Annotated in this window: 14 protein-coding genes and 1 pseudogene; 9 read left to right on the plus strand and 6 right to left on the minus strand. The window is 69.5% G+C overall.

Translation table 11 applies throughout. From position 1 onward, the window contains the following. Positions 1 to 319: 319 nt before the first annotated feature. Positions 320 to 447 (plus strand): annotated as a pseudogene (locus ACZ5WE_RS35125) (Tn3 family transposase); the annotation flags it as partial. 141 nt (positions 448 to 588) lie between these two features. Here the strand turns inward: ACZ5WE_RS35125 and ACZ5WE_RS35130 are convergent. Beyond that, positions 589 to 1,113 (minus strand): 2'-5' RNA ligase family protein, encoded by a 525-nt coding sequence (locus ACZ5WE_RS35130; protein WP_467694302.1) that lies wholly within the window; start codon positions 1,111 to 1,113, stop codon positions 589 to 591. A 447-nt stretch (positions 1,114 to 1,560) separates the two neighbouring features. Between ACZ5WE_RS35130 and snpA the strand changes: the two genes are divergently transcribed. After that, complete coding sequence (gene snpA, locus ACZ5WE_RS35135) at positions 1,561 to 2,235, plus strand: snapalysin (RefSeq protein WP_467694300.1); 675 nt, start codon at positions 1,561 to 1,563, stop codon at positions 2,233 to 2,235. Positions 2,236 to 2,515: 280 nt separating this feature from the next. Here snpA and ACZ5WE_RS35140 read toward each other — a convergent pair whose 3' ends face one another. Next, the gene (locus ACZ5WE_RS35140) at positions 2,516 to 3,403 is read right to left on the minus strand and encodes an aldo/keto reductase (protein ID WP_467694298.1); all 888 of its coding nucleotides are present in this window, start codon (positions 3,401 to 3,403) and stop codon (positions 2,516 to 2,518) included. Between the two features lie 13 nt (positions 3,404 to 3,416). Next, entirely contained in the window at positions 3,417 to 4,382 is a 966-nt protein-coding gene (locus tag ACZ5WE_RS35145) for an NAD-dependent epimerase/dehydratase family protein (protein ID WP_467694296.1), read from the minus strand. A gap of 71 nt (positions 4,383 to 4,453) precedes the next feature. Here ACZ5WE_RS35145 and ACZ5WE_RS35150 point away from each other — a divergent pair, with 71 nt between their 5' ends. Both ACZ5WE_RS35150 and ACZ5WE_RS35155 read left to right on the plus strand, forming a co-directional pair. Then, positions 4,454 to 5,362 carry a LysR family transcriptional regulator gene (locus ACZ5WE_RS35150; protein WP_467694294.1) on the plus strand — a complete coding sequence of 303 codons (909 nt, stop codon included), beginning with the start codon at positions 4,454 to 4,456 and terminating at the stop codon, positions 5,360 to 5,362. 242 nt (positions 5,363 to 5,604) lie between these two features. Next, positions 5,605 to 6,354 (plus strand): dienelactone hydrolase family protein, encoded by a 750-nt coding sequence (locus ACZ5WE_RS35155; protein WP_467694292.1) that lies wholly within the window; start codon positions 5,605 to 5,607, stop codon positions 6,352 to 6,354. A gap of 67 nt (positions 6,355 to 6,421) precedes the next feature. Here ACZ5WE_RS35155 and ACZ5WE_RS35160 read toward each other — a convergent pair whose 3' ends face one another. Continuing rightward, complete coding sequence (locus ACZ5WE_RS35160) at positions 6,422 to 9,154, minus strand: LuxR C-terminal-related transcriptional regulator (protein WP_467694290.1); 2,733 nt, start codon at positions 9,152 to 9,154, stop codon at positions 6,422 to 6,424. Between the two features lie 362 nt (positions 9,155 to 9,516). Here ACZ5WE_RS35160 and ACZ5WE_RS35165 point away from each other — a divergent pair, with 362 nt between their 5' ends. The 4 genes from ACZ5WE_RS35165 to ACZ5WE_RS35180 all read left to right on the plus strand — a co-directional run bounded on the left by ACZ5WE_RS35165 (position 9,517) and on the right by ACZ5WE_RS35180 (position 13,921). After that, positions 9,517 to 11,256, plus strand: a complete 1,740-nt coding sequence (locus tag ACZ5WE_RS35165; protein WP_467694288.1) for a putative Ig domain-containing protein — start codon at positions 9,517 to 9,519, stop codon at positions 11,254 to 11,256. Between the two features lie 335 nt (positions 11,257 to 11,591). Continuing rightward, on the plus strand, positions 11,592 to 12,236 hold the full coding sequence (locus ACZ5WE_RS35170) for a class I SAM-dependent DNA methyltransferase (protein ID WP_467694549.1): 645 nt from the start codon (positions 11,592 to 11,594) through the stop codon (positions 12,234 to 12,236). A gap of 376 nt (positions 12,237 to 12,612) precedes the next feature. Then, positions 12,613 to 13,542, plus strand: coding sequence for an endo-beta-N-acetylglucosaminidase H (locus tag ACZ5WE_RS35175; RefSeq protein ID WP_467694286.1), 930 nt, complete (start codon positions 12,613 to 12,615; stop codon positions 13,540 to 13,542). A 136-nt stretch (positions 13,543 to 13,678) separates the two neighbouring features. Further along, complete coding sequence (locus ACZ5WE_RS35180; protein ID WP_467694284.1) at positions 13,679 to 13,921, plus strand: hypothetical protein; 243 nt, start codon at positions 13,679 to 13,681, stop codon at positions 13,919 to 13,921. Between the two features lie 36 nt (positions 13,922 to 13,957). Here ACZ5WE_RS35180 and ACZ5WE_RS35185 read toward each other — a convergent pair whose 3' ends face one another. Then, positions 13,958 to 15,427, minus strand: a complete 1,470-nt coding sequence (locus ACZ5WE_RS35185) for an FG-GAP-like repeat-containing protein (protein ID WP_467694282.1) — start codon at positions 15,425 to 15,427, stop codon at positions 13,958 to 13,960. Between the two features lie 161 nt (positions 15,428 to 15,588). Here ACZ5WE_RS35185 and ACZ5WE_RS35190 point away from each other — a divergent pair, with 161 nt between their 5' ends. Further along, positions 15,589 to 15,798: a hypothetical protein gene (locus ACZ5WE_RS35190; RefSeq protein WP_467694281.1), complete on the plus strand. Its 210-nt coding sequence runs from the start codon at positions 15,589 to 15,591 to the stop codon at positions 15,796 to 15,798. A gap of 220 nt (positions 15,799 to 16,018) precedes the next feature. Here the strand turns inward: ACZ5WE_RS35190 and ACZ5WE_RS35195 are convergent, their stop codons facing one another. Continuing rightward, entirely contained in the window at positions 16,019 to 16,810 is a 792-nt protein-coding gene (locus tag ACZ5WE_RS35195; protein ID WP_469157318.1) for an ABC transporter permease, read from the minus strand. Positions 16,811 to 16,840 lie beyond the last annotated feature (30 nt).

A 16,840-nucleotide genomic window follows, 5' to 3' on the forward strand; every position in this document is an offset into this window, starting at 1 on the left:
CGGATGCGGATGCGGATGCGGATGCGGATGCGGATGCGGATGCGGATGCGGATACGCAGGCGGCAGGGGAGCGGGCAACCCTGCGCCCGTTCCTGTCCCTGCTCGGGGAGTCGGACGCACTGGGCGCCACCCCGGCCGCTGCTGCCGCGCGAGGTCGGCACCGAGCTGGTGCATGCGATGTGGAAGCCCGCGGTGTTCTCCAACGCCAAACTGCCGCAGGGCGCGGTCGACCGCGACGCGTACGTGGTGTGCGTCGTGCTGGAGCAGCCGCTCCGCGCCCTGAACCGGCTCGGCAGCTCACCGTGCAGGAGTCCCGTCCCGCCACCGCCTCGCTCGCGCGATCTGCCACGGCGGCCGCGGCCAGATCCGCCAGGCATACCGCGAGGGCCAGGAGGACCAGCTCGTCGCCCTGGGCCTGGTCCTCAACGCCTCGTTCTGTGGAACACCCGCCAACGCCGTTCAGCCCCGACTCTCTTCGAGGCGGGGCTGTACGTGTCGCACAAGTGCGCCCGCGCGAAGTGAAATCCGCGGGGGGGGGCGAGCCGATCGCTGAGCCCCTAGGAGGGGCCGATCGTGAACTCGGCCCGGTCAGGCGGTGAGCGGCAACTCGGCGAGAGTCTGCCAGCCGTCGGGTGTGAGGGCGATCACGTGCACGGTGGTCACTTCGGTAGAGATCGGCAGACGGCCAGTGACGCGACGCGCGATGTCGACGGCGGTCTGGGGAGCCGCGTACAGCGCTACGGTGACGTGCGTCGGCGGGTCCTGCCCGAACCGGCTGCCGTAGGGGGCCTGTTCGGGAAATGCGGTCCGAACGGCGGTGGCCAGGAGGCGCAGTTCGGGGGCCGGGACACCGACGAAAGCGTCACCACGCTCGACCTCGGCCAGCCGCAGGGGAATCCGGCCGGCTTCCGGTGTCGCCCGCGCCAGTGCGGCCCGCAACCGGTCCAGCTCCGTCGTACCGATCCGGTCGGCAGGCAGCCACGGGTAGAGCAGCGTCGCGTGTGCGGGCACGCCCGCCCGCACCACCCGCGCATCCACCTGAGCGGCCAACTCCAGCAGGGGTTCGGCGTCCGGCAGCAGTACCAGGACAGCCGTCGTTCCCGGCGCAGGCATCGTCGCCTTCACCCTGCCTTCCGCGTCGAGTCCCGCCGAAGCGATCTTCGGTATCGGTCACTGAGTAGCAGTGTCACCGACAGCGTGGATCCCTGTCACCTTCGCATGCCCGACTGTCATCGCCACCATCCTGCTGAACCTCTGTGCGTGCGCGGCATCGACCGGATCGGGTGTCTGTAGCCTGCCCCAGATCGAGGCCTGCTGGGCGTCAACTCCCTTGCTACGCATATCAGTTGATGCTCTGCCGTTATCGCCGAGTGGTATCGGTGCGGGTGGGGCCTACCCTCCCGATACTCGTTGCGACCGAAGGCCGCACCCGCAGGCCTCCGGTCCCGGGATCCCGGGCGCCCACCGTGGCCCCAGAGCTCCCGGCCGCTCCGGCCATGCAGGCCACCGGACTCGGACATCGGACATCGGACATCGGACATCGGGAAAGGACACACCCCCATGAACAGATCCCGCACCAGCCTCCTCGCCATCCTCGGCGCTGCCGCTCTCGTCGGTTCACTCGCCGCCGCTCCCTCGGCGTTCGCCGCGCCCGAGACCGTCAAGTCCGCCTCCACGAACGCCACGTCGGCGTATGCGGGCTCCGCCGAGAACGAGGCCGCCAACCGGGAGTTCTTCGACGCCGTCATGAAGTCGGCGCTGAAGAAGCAGGCGGCGCAGCCGGGCATCCAGGTCGTCACCGTCCGGTACCGCACGACCCGGGCGCCGAGCTTCCGCAGCCAGATAGCGCAGAGCACGCAGATCTGGAACTCCTCCGTCAGCAACGTGAAGCTCCAGGAGACCAGCTCGACCGCCGACTTCGAGTATCGCGAGGGCAACGACTCGCGTGGCTCGTACGCCTCCACCGACGGGCGCGGCCACGGCTACATATTCCTGGACTACCGGCAGAACCAGCAGTACAACTCCACGCGGGTGACGTCCCACGAGACGGGGCACGTGCTCGGTCTGCCCGACCACTACTCGGGCCCGTGCAGCGAGCTGATGTCCGGCGGCGGCCCCGGCACGTCCTGCACCAACGCCTACCCGAACGCGCAGGAGCGCCAGCGGGTCAACAGCCTCTGGGCCAGGGGGATCGCCACCCTCCAGGACAAGGGTGAGCTGACGAAGGTCCGCTGATCCCGCACGCCACCGCCGGGCACCACCGCCTGGCGCTCTGTCACGTACCGCGAACAGCCTCCGTGCCAAGCCGGCCGCGTGCGGCGCGCTCTCCTCCGACGTGGGTATTCATCCTCAGGGGGAAGTTGCGCGCCGCCGCGGCCGGCGAGGAGGGCGCGCGAGATGTTCCCACGGCACAGATCAAGGCTATGAACCTGCCATGGGCGACCGGCCCCGCGCCCAGCGTCGACAAGCGTTCCCGCGCTCGGCGTGCTCGCGTGCTCGGCGGGCTCGCGCCAGTTCACCTGAGCAGTGCGTCGTCCAACTGGCTCTGTTCTGCTCTGCTCAGTTCAAGGTCGGCTGCCTCGGCTGAGGACTGGATGGATGTCGGGCGGCTGGCGCCCGGCACGGGGATCATCGCCGGGGAGCGGGTCAGCAGCCAGGCCAGGGTGATCTGCTGGGGGCTGACGCCGCGCTCGGCCGCGATGCGGTGGAAGGCGGTGGGGGCGGCAGCGACCGGCCCGGAGGGGCCGTCGAGGGAGCTACGGGAAATGCCGCCCAGCGGGCTCCAGGGCAGGAAGGCCAGCCCCAGCTGGGTGCTCAGCCGCAGCGCGGGCTCGCTGTCGCGGACGGCGGGTGAGTACTGGTTCTGTACGGAGACCAGGCCCTCACCCAGGATGGCGTGCGCCTCGCGGATTTGATCGGTGGTGACGTTGGAGATCCCGGCGGATCGGATGGTGCCGACGTCGAGCAGTTCGCGCAGCGCGCCCACGGAATCCGCCCAGGGCACGGCCGGGTCCGGTTTGTGCAGCTGATACAGGCCGATGGCATCCACGCCCAGGCGCTTGAGGGACGATTCGGCGGCGCGCTTGAGGTGGGCGGGGGTGGCGGTGACGGTCCAGCTGCCGTCGCCGGGGCGGCCCCGGCCGCCCTTGGTGGCAACGAGCAGGTGGGAGGTGTCGCCGCCGTAGCCGGCCAGGGCGCGGGCGATGAGGAGTTCGTTGTGGCCGGTTTCGCCGGCGTGCCAGTGGTAGCTGTCGGCGGTGTCGATGAGCGTGACCCCGGCGTCCAGGGCCGCGTGGATGGTGGCCGTCGCCCGCTGCTCGTCCGGGCGGTGCTCGATGGACAGCGGCATGGCGCCCAGGCCGACGGCGCTCACGGAGGTGCCCCCGATGGTGCGGTAGCGCATAGGTGTCTGCTCCTCAGGAGGCGGTGATGTGGGGAGTGGGGGCGGTGGCGCCGGACAGTGTGCCGAGGGCTTCGGCGACGGCGTCGGGGAGCCACTGGGTGGTGTGGGAGAAGCAGAAGCCCAGTTCTTTCGCGCGGGCGTTGCTCATGGCGTAGTGGCGGTCGAAGGAGAACGGCGAGGCCGGCTCGCCCACGCCGACGGTGCGGTAAAGGGCTTCGGTGCCGGCCTGAGCGGTGATCACGGCACTCAGGGCGCGGGCGTCGAGCGGGCCGTCGGAGCATGCGTTGAGCGGCCCGGTGAAGTCGGTGGCCGTGGCCGCCCACAGCAGCAGGTCGGCCAGCTCCTGGTAGTGGATGAAGACCGTGGGCAGCGCATGGGCGTGCACCGTGATGCTCGTGCCCTGGGTGATGCGCTCGATGTAGTGCGCCAGCCGGCCGGTGAACTCCTGGGGGCCGCCGCCAAGGACGTGGGCGCTGCGCACGGCGGCGAAAGCGAATCCGTGATGCTGCGCGAAGACTGCCTCTGCCTGGCGCTTCCCCTCGGCGTAGTGGCCCTCCAGGTACGCCGCGTCGTGCCAGGGCAGGTTCATCTGCACCCGCCACGTGGCCGGGTCCACTGTCTGTTCAGGTATCGGTGTGCCGGTCGGGACGTCGGGCAGTGCGGCGGTTGCCGGATCGTAGACCTCGATCGTGGAGGTCATGACGTAGCGCTGGGTGCGGCCGCTGAAGGCACGGGCGGCGATAGCGGCCTGTACCGGGGTGTAGCAGACCTGGTCCACGACCACGTCGAAGCTGCGGGCGCCCAGTGCGGCGATCAGGGCAGCCTCGTCATCGCGGTCGGCAACGAGGTGCTCGACTCCTGTCGGCGGCGGGGTGGAGCCGCGGTTGATCACAGTGACCTGGTGACCCGCCGCCTGCAGGCGCTGCACCAGGAGCTTGCCGAAGTAGCGGCTTCCGCCGATCACGCAGATTCTTTGCATGCCCCTCATCCTGGACACCTAAGGTGGCCAGTAGAAGTGACTGCTTAGTGGATACGTATTAAGGAAAACTGTTGATAGATGTGCAGCGGCTCCGGGTCCTGCGGACAGTGGCCGAACACGGCAGCTTCAACCGGGCGGCGGCAGCCCTCCACCTCACGCCCTCCGCCGTCTCCCAGCACGTCGCCGCGCTCGAGCGCAGTCTCGGTGCCCAGGTTGTCGCGCGCAGCACCCGCGGAGTGACCCTCACCCCGGCCGGGCGGATCATGGTGGGGGCTGCCGAGTCGGTCGCCGCGGAGCTCGTGCACGCCAAGCAGCAAGTCGACCAACTCGACGGCGGCCGCACCCAGATCACCATCGCCACCTTCACCAGCGGAGGCAGGCTCCTGCTGCCCGGCGCCCTCGCCCGCCTGACCGCCGTCCACCCCGGCACCGTGGTCCACGTCAGGGAAGCGGAGCCCGAAGACAGCCTGCCGCTGGTCCGCCAAGGCGCCGTGGACGTCGCCCTCGCCTACCACTTCGACGGCCCGCTGCCCGGCCGGCTCGGCCCGAGCTCCAGCCTGGCGTGGACGGCACTCATGGAAGATCCGCTGCATGTCGTCCTGCCGGTCGCTCATCGGCTGGCCGACCGCACCTCGCTCGACATCGCTGACCTGGCAGCCGATCCCTGGGTACTCGGCTGCCTCAAGGCCGAGGCGTACCTGCGCCGTTACGCCGAACGTGCCGGCTTCGAACCGGAGGTGCGCAGTACGACGACCGACTACTTCTTCGCCCGCTCGCTCGTCGCCGCGGGCGTGGGAATCTCGCTGATCCCCTCCATCGCACTGACCCCGCAGACAACTGGAGTACGCACCATCCCCATCGCACCGCCGACTCCGACCCGGCATATCGGCGTTGCCACGATTCTCCGTCGCCGCCATCCGCAGGTCATGACACTGGTAGAGGCCCTTCAGGACCAACCGCCAACGCTGGTCGCAACCTGACCCCACAGAGCCTGGATGTCGTGGGGTACTGGCGGAGGCTCTCGTCCGGTGGGCTATGCTGCGCGGCGATGACTACCGGGACGGCATCACGCCACACACAGACTGGTTACCCGGTGCCCTGCTGAGCGCCGTAGGGGCCGGAGCGGGCCCGCTGTTCGATCCAGGATCCCGCGCTGCCGCGCGGGCTCCGCCTCCGTCGTGTTGATCTCAGGCTCCACACATCAACCACGACAGGACAAGTCATGCCTACCAAGACGTTGCAGATTCCCGCCACGGACGGCCAGTCCGACGCCTTCGCCGCCTTTCCTGACGACGGAGAGCGGCACCCTGGGGTGCTGCTGTACGCGGATGCGTTCGGCGTGCGGCCCGTTCTGCGGGAGATGGCCCGCGAACTGGCCGGGCACGGGTACTACGTGCTCATCCCCAACTACTTCTACCGTCACGGCCCGGCACCGCTGATCGAACTCCCCGAGCACATCGGAGAAGAGGAACGGCCCGCGATCCTCGCCCAGTTGATGCCCTTGATCGAGGAGCACATCGCCGGCGAACGTGTCGCGAACGACGCAGACGCCTACCTCAGGTTCCTCACCGCGCAACCCGAGGTCGCTGCCGGACCGGTGGCCGTGACCGGCTACTGCATCGGAGGCCTCCTGGCGATGCGCACCGCCTCGGCCCACCCCGGCCAGGTGGCCGCCGTCGCCGGATTCCACTGCCCCGTGGTCGCGGACGGGCCCGACGGCCTGCACCGCCTGCTCTCCAGGATCACCGCCCAGGTGCACCTCGGCCACGCCGAAACAGACCTGACACCAGACGCCCTCGGCGAGCTCAACCAGGCTCTGGACACCGCGGGTGTCGGCTACACCTCCGAGATCTACCCCGGCACCGTCCACGGCTTCACCATGGCCGACACCGACGCTTTCAGCGCCTCCGGGCTGAAGCGTCACTGGGAGCGTCTGCTCGATCTCCTGGACCGGTCCCTGGCCAACAACTGAGGCAAAGCGGTAGCCATACGCCTCGGGCACGCCTCAGCCACGCTTCGGGCACGCGCCTCGGGTGGCATCACTCACTGCGCCGCGGCCGCATCCTCACAGCGAGTTGGGTGCGTGACGTCAGGGACAGCTTGCGGTAGATGCGGCTCAGGTGGGCCTCGACCGTCTTGACGGAGATGAAGAGGGTGTTGGCCACCTCCCGGTTGGACGCCCCGGAGGCGACGTGTCGGGCGATGTCCGCCTCGACCTGCGTCAGTTCCTGCCCAGGGCCGGTCGACGCTGTGCGGTCGAGCCGTTGGAGGAGGTGGTGGGTCCGCTCGGCGCGGTAGGTCGCCTGGGCCCGCGTATAGAGGTCGAGGGCGTGCTCCCGGTGGCGGCGTGCGGCCGCTGTCCGGCGCCGTTTCTGCTCCGCCTGCGCCAGCAGAACCAAGGTGTGTGCGTGCTCCAGGGGCAGGAGCCAGTCGTCGAGGGTGCGGGCGGCTTCCGTCAGACGGCCGATGGCCTGGTCGGTCCGGTGATGGTGGAAGTCGATCCGGGCCCGGCTGCGGAGCAGGGCCGCGGCGACGGCCGGGGCCGGCTGGGGGTACTCCTCGGCGAGCCGGGTGAGGAACTGCTCGGCCTGTTCCGGCCGGCCGGCCAGGGTGAGTGCGTCGGCATACAGGTGGTGCCACTTGAAAGCTGCGAGATCGGCGGTGAGTTGACGCTGTTCGAGGCGGGCCACTTCGCTGAGGGCGGCCGCTGCCGCCTCGAATTGGTGGAGGCATAGAAGGGCTTGGGCCAGGGCGTGCAGGTTGCGCGCCGTGAAGATGCTGTCTTCGTCCTCCTTGGACTGCTGCAGTCCCCATTGGGCGGTGGTGGCGGCCTGGCCGGGACCTTCCCTCTCGATCTGTACGAGGGCGTGCGTGGAGCAGGCGGGGCCGGGGGAGAGGCGCATCGTACGGGCGAGATGCAGGGCACGTCGGCTCCAGCCTTCGGCGGCGGCGGCGTGGCCCCGGCGCAGGTCGCTCTCGGCGAGACTGCGCCAGATCTCCTGGAGGTCCTCGGCGCTGCCCGTGGCCTCCGCGTGCCCGAGCAGATGGTGCAGACCGCTCTGCGTGGTCGGGTGGTCGTCGTCATAGAGGGCATGACGGAGCCTCAGGTAGTGCGGGCTGTAGCGGAGTTGGCCGGAAGGAAGGTGAGGGCTGACCGCGAGTGCCCGGGCGAGGGTGGCCTTGGCGTCACCGCGCCGGGTGAGGCGTTCGATGCGGGCTTGCATGGTCAGGGCGGCCGCCTCGATGTCCGGCCGTGCGGAGGACCGGGCGTCGAGCGCCGCTTGCTCGGCGGCGGCCAGGGACTCCTGGGGTCGGCCCGCGATGTTGTGCCGGATGGCCGTGTAGAGCCCGAGCCGGGCACGCAGCGAGGCATCGGAACGGGTCAGGGCCGCCAGGCGGGCCAGGGTCGCGCTCTGGTTCTCGAGTCCCTGGCCGTGCGCGTCAAGGAGCGCCAGCAGTGCCTCCGCCTCGGCGTCGGGGGCGCGCAGGAGAGTCAGGGCGGCGACGGCACGTGAGGCGAGATCGGCGTCTCCGGCGTCGGCAGCGTCTCGGCACGCCTGGAGCCAGCGCTCCAGGAGGAGAGGCCGGTCGTCGGCGGCGGTGCGGCGGGCCGCCAGTTGCATGAGCTCGGCGGCAAGGCCCGGCTCGGCGCAGTCCCGGGCCGTGCGAGCCGCGGCCACGCCGTCCTGGGCGGCTCGTTCTTCGGGGCCGGCCGAGGCCAGCAGGCGATGCCGGGCTGCGGCCAGTGGGTCCGGGGTGGCGGCGGCCAGAGCGTGATGGAGGGCTGCCCGCTCGGTGGGCCCGACCGCGAACTCGGCCTGCTTCCGCAGCAGTTCGGAGGTGTAGGAGGCCACCCCTGCCGGGTCGCAGGTGATGAGGCCCGCTCTGCCCGCACGATCCACGTCGCGTTCGGCATCGGCGTATCCACAGGCACAGAACAGCGCGGCATCGGCCGACCGGGTCAGTGCCAGCGCCGTGAGGGTGCCCCGCCAAGTGGAGGGGACCGACTGCCACCACGCCTGCGCCAGGCGGGCCGACTGGGTGGTGGGCCCGTGGCCCGCGCTGAGTTCGCTCGCCGCGGCGCGGGCCAGCAGCGGATGGCCGCCGCTGTCGCGGTGCACCGAGGCGGCATGCCCGGCGGGGACGCCCTGGGACACGAGGGCCGCGGCGACCTCGGCCTCGGTCAGCATCCGTAGTTCGGTCCAGGGGATGTGGCCCCCGCCGAGCACGGTGCTCCGCTCACCCGTGGCGCAGTGGGCGGACGGAAGGGAGAGGGCCAGCCGCAGGCGGGAGGGCGGAAGCGTGCGGCAGCAGAAGTCCAGGACGTCCAGGCTCAGTTGGTCGGCCAGGTGTACGTCGTCGATCAGTACAGTCCAGCTTCCGGCACCGTCATCGAGGCACAACTGCCGTACGGCCCTTGCCGCGGAGGCGACAGTCGGCGGGTTCGCATCAAAGAGCTCCGGTGGTGGACGCAGAGCAGCGGGCGGCGCGGTCCCCGGCGTCGGTGGCACCATCCCGACCAGCTGCGCCATCAGTCCGTACGGTTCGCACTCCAGTTGCCCGCTCCCCGCCAGCGGCAGACATCGCGTGTCCTGCGCGGCGCCGGCGCGGCGAGCCAACTCCCGCAGCACGGAGGACTTTCCCGTACCCCAGGGCCCGCTCACCACGACGCGGCCCAGCGCCCGCAGTTCAGCCTCCGCTTCCCGCAGCACCCGGTCCTGCTCCGGCCACCACGCGTCGCTTCCGCCGCACTCCTCCCGCACCTCGGTCACGCCCGTGAGCCTAGGTTCTGGGGCGCATCCCCTCCAGCACGGATGTCGGGTGCAAGGGAAAACCCTCAGGCGTCTGTCGGAGTCGGCGCACCCGCCATCGGAGACGACACCCCGCCATCCCATGGTCACCGTAAGAACGACTCACCACATGGCGGGCGCAGTGCGCCCGAGACCTGCTGATCCGCGTCGGCGGGGCCCGACCGGCCTCCTGTCCTTGTCGACGAGGTGACGCCAGGGACATCTCTGATGGCCACGGGGCGCCCACGCCACGAGGCTGCACGGCTATCGGTCCACGTCGCACCGCGGCAAACACAGCAGCGTCGCACAGCGGCAGTCACAGCAGAAAGGCCCACACCGTGCACATGCACATCACCCCTCGCAGCACCACGCTACGTGCTGCCCTCGCCGGCACCGTCGCGTGCCTCACCCTCGCCGCGTTTCCCCAACTCGCCTCGGCACAGAACACGTCCGCTACGCCCCCACCGGCTCCGGGCCTCCTGTCCGCACTGCAGCGCGACCTGAACCTGACGTCGGAAGAGGCCCGTACCCGTCTGGCCGACGAGCGAGCGGCCAGGGGCGTGGCCACCCGACTCGGCTCCACCATCGGTGACCGGGTCGTCGGTATGTGGTTCGACGGCGCGTCGGGTCGGCTGCACACCAACGTCAACGACCCCGCCGACGCGGCTACCGCCGAAAGGCTCGGAGCCGTCGCCCACCGCACCGCCTATACGCCGCGGGAGTTGACCGAGGCTCTCACCGTGATCCGCGGTCAGGCCCGCGACGTCCCCGGGGTCGCCTCCTGGGGCGTAGACCCGCGCACCGGCAGGATCGACGTCGTCACCGCCACCGACCGCCACACCAAGGAGACCGGGCGTCTCATCGAGCGGCTGCGCAGCCTGGGGGACATCGTCAGTCACTCCACGATCGCCGACACACCGCGCCAGCAGCAGGGCAGCGTCGTCGGCGGCGAGAAGTGGATACCCGGCAGCGAGAGCCCCTGCTCCGTCGGCTTCTCGGTCACCGCCTCCGGCGGCGCGAAGGGATTTCTCACCGCTGGGCACTGCACCAACGACGCGAACCAGCCCGCCTACGGCAAGGACGGCAGCCGCCTGGGCACCTCCAACCAGGGCGGAAGCCACAGCATCAACGCACGCGAGGGCGACTTCGGACTCGTGGCCGTCGATCAGGCCGGATGGGACGTGTCCCCGAAGGTTTCCGGCTACGGGCAGGGTGACGTCACGGTCACCGGCTCCGCCGAGGGCGTCGTCGGTCAGAGCGTCTGCCGCTCCGGACAGACCAGCGGCTGGCGCTGCGGAGAGATCACCAAGGTCAACCAGAGCGTCGACTACGGCAATGTCGTCATCGACGGCCTCTCCTGGACGGACGCCTGCTCCTCCGGCGGAGACTCCGGGGGCTCCTACGTCTCCGCCGCCGGCGGCAAGGCCGTAGGACTGCACTCGGGCGGCGGCAGCGCCACCTGCGGAAGCTCCGGCACGACCAACACCATCTTCCAGCCGGTCAACGAAGCCCTGCAGAAGTGGAACCTGGCTCTGGCCACCAGCAACCCTCAGCCCGGCGACGTCACCGTCGGCGCCGTGAGCGACCAGAGCGGCACGGTGGGGCAGAGCGCCACGCTGAACAACACCGCTCAGGGTGGCACGGCCCCCTACAAGTGGAGCGCCTCGGGGCTGCCCGCGGGGCTGCGGATCGACGCGGGCACCGGAACCGTCACCGGAACACCCACCACTGCCGCCACCAGCACAGTGACCCTCACGGCCACCGACGCCGCCGGAAAGACCGGCAGCACCACGTTCACCTGGATCGTCCGCGCACCCGGCGGCGGGACCCTCGCGCTGACGCACCCCGGCAACCAGACCGTCTACACCGGCCGCCCCTACTCCCTGCCCCTGACCGCGAGCGGCGGCACTGGAGTCCGCACCTTCACCGCCACCGGCCTGCCCGCCGGCCTGGCCATCAACGCCACCACGGGCACGATCTCCGGAACCCCCGCCGCCTGGGGCATCCACACCAGCCGGATCACCGTCAAGGACGGCGCGGGAAAGACCGCGGCCATCACCCTCAACTGGTACGTCTTCAACTAGGGGAAAGCATCGAGTAGTTCGGCAGGTCGCAGGCACCGCGCGCGGTGCCTGCGACCTGCGTACCCTCGCGGTGCTGGACGAAGGTGGCTTCGAGCAGCGTCAAAGCTCCGTTCGCGTCGTGGGCGATCTGGTGCCGGGGCGACCTCGACCGGGTTTGCTGGCCGGCAGGCTGTCCTGGGGGGTCTTATAGGAGCCGCTCAGGCCTTGGCCTATGTAGTCACCCGGAGCACTGGTGTAAGAGAGCGGCGTTACGGGCGCGGTACCGACACCCTTCTGCGAACTAGGCCATCACGCCGCTGGATGACTTGTGTAGCCTGCGGTCGGTGGAGATGGGACTGAACGCAGATGACTGGTTGGCGGATACGCGGAGGTCTTACGACACCGTCGCTGAGAGTTACGCAGAGCTGACACGTCACCTCTTGGATGAAACACCGGAGGAACGCGCGGCCTTGGCCCTGTTTGCCGACCGGGTGCGCGCCCAAAGCGGCGGACTGGTCGCGGACGTGGGGTGCGGGACAGGCAGGATCACAGGCCACCTGCGGAACCTTGGCCTGGACGCGTTCGGCATCGATCTGTCACCTGGAATGATCGATGTAGCCCGTCGGGATCACCCCGGTGTGCGGTTCGATCTCGGTTCCATGACGGACCTCGCCTTGGCCGACGCCTCCGTGACCGGCCTGGTCGCCTGGTACTCACTGATCCATATTCCTGACGACGAGATCAGCTCGGTTCTCACGCACTTCCGTCGAGTGCTTCGGCCCGGTGGGCCGCTGCTGCTCAGCTTCCATGTCGGCGATGAGTCGCAGTTGAAGACTGAGGGCTATGGCGGGCACCCGATGAAGGTCTATGTCCATCGCCGGCAGCGTCACCAGACGATCGATTGGCTTAACGAAGCCGGCTTCGCCGTCGAGGCCCACAAGACTCTCACCTCAGCCGAGAGCAAGCTGGGAGGGATCATCCTCGCGCGTCGTCAACCTTGAGCGGCTCCGCTAGTCGCGTGGCGGAGTCGATCAGATGGCCCGTGCGGCGATTTCGCCGACGTTGGACAGGCCCAGGTGGATGACTGAGGGCTTGAGAGCGGTATCGAGCTGGGTCAACTTGTCATGTTCCGATGGCCCGAGCACAGGTTTCCAGAGAGCGCTTGCGCTTCTCGAAGTGGAGCCGCGGCTGCGGCGGGTGTGGTCGTCGTGACGCCGGGCCCCAGGGCCGTCATTGTGTGGTGAGTCATGGGTGGGAGTCGTGAAGAGTTCGCGCATGATTCTGGGGATTCGGTCACGGGAGCGAAAAGATCGGGGAGTTCACTCGGCGCTTTCGAACAGGTCGGGCGCCGACCGTGCGATGGGAGACCGATCAACGATGTTCACTCTGGTACGGAGCAGAGTGCGGACCGCCGCGCTGGCTCTCTCGGCCGTCGCTGCCCTCGCCTTCGGCGCGACCGCCACGACCGGCGCGGCAGCGACCCCCGCCCCCGCCCCCGCTCCCGCGAAGCAAGGGCCGACCTCGGTGGCGTACGTCGAGGTGAACAACAACAGCATGCGCAACGTCGGCAAGTACACGCTCGCCAACGGCGGCGACAACGTCTTCGACGTCGCCGTGATCTTCGCGGCCAACATCAACTACGACACGGGCAAGAAGGCGGCGTATCTGCACTTCAACGAGAACGTGCAGCGCGTACTCGACAACGCCGACACGGAGATACGGCCGTTGCAGCAGAAGGGCATCAAGGTCGTCCTCTCGGTCCTCGGCAACCACCAGGGCGCCGGGTTCGCCAACTTCCCCTCGCAGCAGGCGGCGTCGGCGTTCGCGAAGGAAATGTCGGACACCGTGACCAAGTACGGCCTCGACGGCATCGACTTCGACGACGAGTACGCCGAGTACGGCAACAACGGCACCGGCCAGCCCAACGCCGGCTCGTTCGTGCACCTGGTGTCGGCGCTGCGCGCGAACATGCCGGACAAGATCATCAGCCTCTACAACATCGGCCCGGCCGCGTCGCGCCTGTCCTATGGAGGCGTCGACATCTCCTCCAAGTTCGACTACGCCTGGAACCCGTACTACGGCACCTGGCAGGTTCCCGGCATCGCGCTGCCCAAGTCGAAGCTGTCACCGGCGGCCGTCGAGATCGGCCGGACCGCGCAGAGCACGGCCGCCGACCTCGCCCGCCGCACCGTCAGCGGGGGATACGGCGTCTATCTGACGTACAACCTCGACGGCACGGATCGCAGCGCCGATGTCTCCGCGTTCACCAGGGAGTTGTACGGCAGTGACGCCGTTTACACGCCGTAAGGCGACCGCACACCTCGGCACAAGGCCGTTCCGGTAGGGCTGAATTCCGTGCAGGCCGCGCTCTCGACAACGATGTCGAGGGCGCGGTCGCTCCGTTCGACTGCCGGTAGTGGCAGTGGTCAACTTTGGGGGAGTCATGACGAGCTACTCGATTTCGGTTCGCTTGCAGCGCACGACGGTGGAGGAGGTCTACGTCTCTGTTCCGGTCACCGATGCTGTGATGCAGGAGGAGCCGGCTGAAGACGGGTCGTACCGCCTCGACACGGAGAAGTTCGTTGCCGCAGCGATCGAACTCGGCACCGGAGCCGATTGGCTGCCGGAGCACCAGCAGGTCGCCCTGCATCCGATCCAGCAGGCTCCGGACAGCGCGCATAGCTGATCAGCAGCCCCTGCATGCGCTGCAGTTGTCGCGGACTCAGTGGCTGCTCAGCGGCTTGCCGTACATGTGCGCCGTGGTGAGGTACGGGAGGCCGAGCGTGCGGGGCGAGAAGGCCGCCGAGCCGCCGGCCGAACCCTTGGGGAAGAGCCATGCGGCGCCCAGGAAGGAGTTCTCGCCCGGCGATCCGACCGTGACGTCCGGTGCCCCGTCGGCGTTGTAGTCGCCCGCGGCGACCGCCGCGCCGAAAGTGTCACCCCCCTCGGCGACGCCCGGGGCACCGGACGTGTCCTGGTTCCAGGAGAGGGAACTGGCAGCGCCCTTGGCGTCGGTCAGGCCTTGAGTGCCGCCACGCAGCAGCCAGGCGGCGCCCGCCCCCGCGTGGCTTCCGATGGCCTCACCCGGAGCGCCCGCGATCAGGTCGTCGCGGCCGTCGCGGTTGACGTCGGCGACGGCGAGGGCGGCGCCGAAGCGGTCACCGTCCTCGGCCGCCCCCGGCACTCCCGCGGTGTCCTGGTTGAGGGTCTGCGCACGGGTGCCGAACGAGCCGCTCGGGATGCTTCCGTAGTGGACGTGGATGCCGCCGCCCTTGGCGAGGCTCTCGGGGCCGCACGGGTCGTCGATGTTCTCGTCGGCGATCTCACGGCATTCACCGAGCGCCAGGTCGTCGTGACTGTCACCGTCGAAGTCGCCGGCGGCCAGAGCGGTCACGCCGGCGTTGTCCGTGTTCCAGAAGTTGGCCATCTCGGACCGGTCGGCGTCCCACTTCCACAGCCGTACGTGGGACTGCGTGTGGGGGACGCCCGAGGTCCAGTACGCCACGGCCAGATCCGCCGTGCCGTCGCTGTCGAAATCGCCGGTGGCCAGGACGGGGACGCGGCCGCCCATGGGGGCGGCGACGACGGTGGTGACCATGCTGTCCTCGCCCTGGATGACCCGAGCGACGACCTTGTCCTTACCACCGACCACGATCGCTTTGTTGCCGCCGCCGGTCAGGTCGGCCGCCGCGATCGATGTGCCGTACGCGGCCGACGGCGACGGCCCGGTCAGGACCGTCGACCCCGGCCCCGGTCCGGTCTGCGAGCCGCCTACGACGATGACCATGCCCGCGTCGGCGCCGCGGTCGGTGACGTCCTCGCCGGGGACACCGGCGAGCAGTTCCGCGATGCCGTCGCCATTGAGGTCGGTCAGGGTCACGGATGCGCCGAAGCGGTCGCCCGCCTCCGGGGAACCGGGAACCTCGGCGGTGGCCTGGGTGACACGGATGCTTCCATGAGCGCCGACGCCCTTGGGGCCGCCCCAGACGATGTTCACGTACCCGGCCTTGGCCTGGCCGTCCACGGTCCCGTTCGGGACGCCGACCGCGAGGTCCGCGTAGCCGTCGCCGTTGAAGTCGCTCGTGACGGTACGGGGTGCGGCAGCGGCGGTACCGGGCAGGAGCACGAACCCTGCGGTGGCCGCAGCGGCGGCCGCGATGGCGTACGTCAGAATGCGGCGGCTGTGTGGCACGGTGGCTCCCACTCGGTCGACGGGATGCGGTTCTGTCTGGTGTGACCGTCGAAGGTCGGAGCTGGTTGTACGGAGTTCACCTGGGGTCTCCGCGAGGTCCATGGTGGAGGCCGAGGCTCCTCGCTGGTGCGGAATCCGACGGGGCCTCCGCGGTGTCGGGTGTGGTGACTGGGTACGGCGAATCGCAGGGCGAACCGCGGGACTACGAGTCGCCGCAACCGAAGGTCCGCGACATCCCCGCGGCGGCCGACTTCCTGACCGGGCATGCGGCGGTGAACGACGGACAACTGGGCGTGCTGGGAGTGTGCGGGCCGGCCCGCCGACCGACTCGAGCGCCGGTGGACTCGGCGATGGCCCGGACGAACGCCTGAAGTTCGAGGGATTCACCGCCCTTCGGCCACATGGGCACGTAATCGATGGGGCGGTGCGTCAGGAAAGCCAACGCGCTATGAGTAGACGATCAGCCCTTACCCAACTCGTGCGTACGCCGTGTGGTTTGTGCAGCGCGAGGATGAGGCCGAGGGGGAGCGGCTGTTTATCGAGCCTGCCGGCTGCGGCAGGCGGCACGCGCCGTCAGGGCGGTCACTGTGGTCACTTCGGGTCACGGTTGAACGTCGAGGTCGACCAGAAGAAGCCGAGGGCCGTGAGGCCCGCGCACCAGGCGACGGCGAGCCAGCCGTTGTTGCCGATCTCGGTGCCGAGGAGGAGGCCGCGGAGGGTTTCGATGGCGGGGGTGAAGGGCTGGTATTCGGCGATGGGCTGGAACCAGCCGGGCATCGTGGCGGCCGGGATGAAAGCGCTGGAGATGAGGGGCAGGAGGATCAGCGGCTGGGCACTGTTGGCGGCTGCCTCGGCGTTCGGACTGGCGATGCCCATCCCCACCGCGATCCAGGTGAGCGCCACGGCGAACAGCGTGATCAGTCCGAACGCCGCCAGCCACTCCAGGACCGTGGCGTCCGTGGAGCGGAAGCCGATGGCCACGGCGACGGCGCCGACGAGGACCACGCTGGCGAGGCACTGCAGCACGCTGCCGACGACGTGCCCGATCATCATGGAGCCGCGATAGATCCTCATCGTCCGGAAGCGGGCGATGAGGCCCTCACTCATGTCCATGGAGACGTACACCGCGGCTCCGATCACGGTTGAGCCGATGGTCATCATCAGGATGCCCGGGACGATGTAGGCGATGTAGTCGGAGCGATCCGCGCCGCCACCACCGATGCCCGTGCTCATCACGTCTCCGAAGATGTAGACGAAGAGCAGCAGCATCATGATCGGCGCGAGCAGCAGGTTCAGGGTCGCGGAGGGGTAGCGCCACGCGTGCAGGAGGTTGCGGCGCAGCATCGTGTTCGAGTCGCGGACGGCGAGGGCGAGGGAGCTCATCGGACGTTCTCCTTGGTGTTGTCGGTCTGG

The organism is Streptomyces sp. NPDC033180 (assembly GCF_055577645.1).

Coding starts and splice junctions, on each gene's coding strand:
- ACZ5WE_RS35130 (WP_467694302.1), bottom strand. CDS start 1,113: ATGCCTGCGCCGGGAACGACGGCTGTCCTGGTACTGCTGCCGGACGCC.
- snpA (WP_467694300.1), top strand. CDS start 1,561: ATGAACAGATCCCGCACCAGCCTCCTCGCCATCCTCGGCGCTGCCGCT.
- ACZ5WE_RS35140 (WP_467694298.1), bottom strand. CDS start 3,403: ATGCGCTACCGCACCATCGGGGGCACCTCCGTGAGCGCCGTCGGCCTG.
- ACZ5WE_RS35145 (WP_467694296.1), bottom strand. CDS start 4,382: ATGCAAAGAATCTGCGTGATCGGCGGAAGCCGCTACTTCGGCAAGCTC.
- ACZ5WE_RS35155 (WP_467694292.1), top strand. CDS start 5,605: ATGCCTACCAAGACGTTGCAGATTCCCGCCACGGACGGCCAGTCCGAC.
- ACZ5WE_RS35165 (WP_467694288.1), top strand. CDS start 9,517: ATGCACATCACCCCTCGCAGCACCACGCTACGTGCTGCCCTCGCCGGC.
- ACZ5WE_RS35175 (WP_467694286.1), top strand. CDS start 12,613: ATGTTCACTCTGGTACGGAGCAGAGTGCGGACCGCCGCGCTGGCTCTC.
- ACZ5WE_RS35180 (WP_467694284.1), top strand. CDS start 13,679: ATGACGAGCTACTCGATTTCGGTTCGCTTGCAGCGCACGACGGTGGAG.
- ACZ5WE_RS35195 (WP_469157318.1), bottom strand. CDS start 16,810: ATGAGCTCCCTCGCCCTCGCCGTCCGCGACTCGAACACGATGCTGCGC.